Origin of the sequence: Streptomyces himastatinicus ATCC 53653 (genome assembly GCF_000158915.1) — a bacterium.
Taxonomy (GTDB): domain Bacteria; phylum Actinomycetota; class Actinomycetes; order Streptomycetales; family Streptomycetaceae; genus Streptomyces; species Streptomyces himastatinicus.
This window is the reverse complement of the sequence record NZ_GG657754.1, coordinates 5,957,243-5,960,590: the sequence shown is the minus strand read 5'-3', so window position 1 is coordinate 5,960,590 and position 3,348 is coordinate 5,957,243. Positions and strand designations below refer to the sequence as shown.

At 69.6% G+C, this 3,348-nt stretch carries 2 protein-coding genes and 1 riboswitch (1 of these 3 running past the window's edge); of the genes, one reads left to right on the top strand and one right to left on the bottom strand.

The window, feature by feature from the left end; all coding sequences use genetic code 11:
- Positions 1–544 (top strand): M23 family metallopeptidase (locus SSOG_RS25385; protein WP_009717111.1); only part of this gene is annotated, 544 nt, incomplete at its 5' end.
- A gap of 27 nt (positions 545–571) precedes the next feature.
- Here the strand turns inward: SSOG_RS25385 and pcrA are convergent.
- Entirely contained in the window at positions 572–3,070 is a 2,499-nt protein-coding gene (gene pcrA / locus SSOG_RS25380; protein WP_039938666.1) for a DNA helicase PcrA, read from the bottom strand.
- 168 nt (positions 3,071–3,238) lie between these two features.
- Positions 3,239–3,348: riboswitch (cyclic di-AMP (ydaO/yuaA leader) on the top strand; it runs 214 nt beyond the window's last position.

Below are 3,348 nucleotides of genomic sequence, written 5' to 3'. Positions count from 1 at the left end.
GGACACCCGGCTCGCCGGGGTCGACGACGGCGGGAACGACTTCCGGGAGCGCGCCAGCCGCACCCAGGAGCGGATCGACCTCAAGGAGCGCCAGGAAGCCGAGAAGAAGCGCAAGGCCGCGGAGGCGGCGCGCAAGGAGGCGATGCGCCCCAAGTTCGCGCTGCCGGTCAAGCAGCACGGGCTGAGCGCCACTTTCGGCCAGGCGGGCCTCAACTGGATGTCCCTGCACTCCGGGATCGACTTCCCGGTCAGCGAGGGCACGCCCGTCATGGCGGCGACCGACGGCACCGTGCGCACCCAGTGGAACGACGCCTTCGGCAACATGGTCATATTGACCGCTCCTGACGGTACGGAGACCTGGTACTGCCACCTGAGCAGCACCAAGATCCGCTCCGGGACCGTCAAGGCCGGTGACGTCATGGCCTACTCGGGCACGTCCGGCAACTCCACCGGTCCGCATCTGCACTTCGAGGTGCACCCGGGCGGCGGGGAGGCAGTGGACCCGCTGCCGTGGCTGCAAAACCACGGCCTCAACCCCAACTGACCGCCCGCCTCACCTCACAGAACAACCTCAGAGCTTTTCGACCGGCGCGTACCGCAGCAGCAGCCGCTTCGGCTTCTCGCCGCCGAAGTCGATCGTCGCCTCCGCGTTGTCCCCGGTGCCCTTCACCGCCACCACGGTGCCGAGCCCGAACGAGTCGTGCGTCACCCGGTCCCCGATGGCCAGGGAGACCACCGGGCGGTCCTTCGCGCGCCGCGTCGCGAAACCGGACGCGCCGGACGCGGACGTCCCGGACCGCGAGCGCGACGACGACAGCCCCGCCCCGCCACCCGACGTCATGGCGCCCATCGACGCCGACGGGGTCGCGGGCCCGGTGCGCCGCCACTGCACGTACTGGTCGGGGATCTCCTCCAGGAAGCGGGACGGCGGGTTGTACGAGGGCGTGCCCCAGGCGCTGCGCATCGTCGACCGGGACAGATACAGCCGCTCGCGGGCGCGCGTGATCCCGACGTACGCCAGCCGCCGCTCCTCCTCCAGCTCCTTGGTCTGGCCGAGCGCGCGCATATGCGGGAAGACCCCGTCCTCCATGCCGCTGAGGAACACGACCGGGAACTCCAGTCCCTTGGCCGTGTGCAGCGTCATCAGCGTGATGACCCCGGTGCCCTCCTCGTCCTCGTCCGGAATCTGGTCGGAGTCGGCGACGAGCGCGACCTGCTCCAGGAATTCCGCGAGCGTGCCGGGGTTCTCCTCGCCCCGGTCCTGCTCGAACTCCAGGGCCACGGAGGCCAGCTCCTGGAGGTTCTCGATGCGGGTCTCGTCCTGCGGATCGGTGGACGCCTGGAGCTCGGCCAGATAGCCGGTGCGCTCCAGCACGGCTTCCAGGACGGTCGCCGGGCCCGCGCCCGACTCCACGATGGTCCGCAGCTCCTCCATGAGCGTGTTGAACCGCTTGACCGCGTTCGCCGAGCGAGCCGCCATGCCGTACGCCTCGTCGACGCGGCGCAGCGCCTGCGGGAAGGTGATCTTCTCGCGCGACGCGAGCGCGTCGATCATCGCCTCGGCGCGGTCGCCGATGCCGCGCTTGGGCACGTTCATGATGCGGCGCAGCGGTACGGCGTCCTCGGGGTTGGCCAGTACGCGCAGGTACGCGAGGACGTCGCGGACCTCCTTGCGCTCGTAGAAGCGGACCCCGCCGACGACCTTGTACGGCAGGCCGACCCGGATGAAGATCTCTTCGAAGACACGGGACTGGGCGTTGGTGCGGTAGAAGACCGCGACGTCACCGGCCCGGGCGTCCCCCGCGTCCGTCAGCCGGTCGATCTCGTCGGCGACGAACTGGGCCTCGTCGTGCTCGGTGTCGGCGACGTAGCCGGTGATGGTGGCGCCGGTGCCCGCCTCGGTCCACAGGTTCTTCGGGCGGCGGTTCTCGTTGCGCTCGATGACGGCGTTGGCCGCGCTCAGAATGGTCTGGGTGGAGCGGTAGTTCTGCTCCAGCAGGATCGTCCGCGCGTCCGGATAGTCCTCCTCGAACTGGAGGATGTTACGGATCGTGGCGCCCCGGAACGCGTAGATCGACTGGTCGGCGTCGCCCACGACGCACAGCTCCCCGGCCGCCACCTCGTCCGTGTCCGTGCCCACCAGCTCGCGCACCAGCGTGTACTGAGCGTGGTTGGTGTCCTGGTACTCGTCGACCATGACGTGCCGGAAGCGGCGGCGGTAGTGCTCGGCGACGTCCGGAAACGCCTGGAGCAGATTGACCGTGGTCATGATGATGTCGTCGAAGTCGAGGGCGTTGGCCTCGCGCAGCCGCGACTGGTACATCGCGTACGCCTCGGCGAGCGTCTTCTCGAAGCCGTCCGCCGCCTGACCGGCGAAGGTCTCCTCGTCGATCAGCTCGTTCTTCAGATTGGAGATCTTGGCGCTGAACGACTTCGGCGGGAACTTCTTCGGGTCGAGATCGAGATCCCGGCACACCAGCGCCATCAGCCGCTTCGAGTCGGCCGCGTCGTAGATCGAGAACGAGGAGGTGAAGCCCAGCTTCTTCGACTCGCGGCGCAGGATCCGCACGCACGCGCTGTGGAACGTCATCACCCACATGGCGTTCGCCCGCGGGCCGACCAGCTCCTCGACCCGCTCCTTCATCTCGCCCGCAGCCTTGTTGGTGAAGGTGATGGCAAGGATCTGGCCGGGGTGCACATGGCGGGTGCCGAGCAGATACGCGATGCGGTGGGTGAGCACCCGGGTCTTGCCGGACCCGGCCCCCGCGACGATCAGCAGCGGCGAGCCGGTGTGCTCCACGGCGGCCCGCTGCTGCTCGTTCAGCCCCTCCAGCAGCGCCGCCGGGTCGACGGCGGGGCGGGCCGCGCCGTCCCGGTAGTACGGCTCTCTGGTCCCGCTCGGCACCGGCGCGTCGAATGCGCCCGTGAAGAGGTGGTGCGGCACCTCCTCGCCGCCTGAACCGTCTGAGCCGCCGCTGTGGCCCGGGTGTGCGGAATCCTCGGGCGGCGGGGGCTCCTCCTCCGGAGGCCCGAGGCTCGCCAGGAAGCTGTCGTCAAAGAGGCTGCTCATCGCTCACCGAGTTTAGGCGGCCGCACTGACAGCCTACGCATGGACTGCGTATGGATGTCACGAAACGGTTTCGGGCATATCGACCACCAGCCTTCACAGGAGCCCCACGAGTTGGCTACCGTCCTCCCTCAGGCGGCCCGTAGAACCGTCGGCGAACCGCGCCGGCCCGGGCGGCCTCCGCCGAGTCCGTCCGTGTCGCAAGGCGCCCGGAGCCGGGGACCCGCCCTCCTCGCCCCCCTTTCGGGGAGGAGGGGCCCAGCACGACCGGGGTGAATCGG

What these genes read in the sequence shown, in the direction of transcription:
- pcrA (WP_039938666.1), bottom strand. Translation starts at nt 3,070, where the DNA reads ATGAGCAGCCTCTTTGACGACAGCTTCCTGGCGAGCCTCGGGCCTCCG.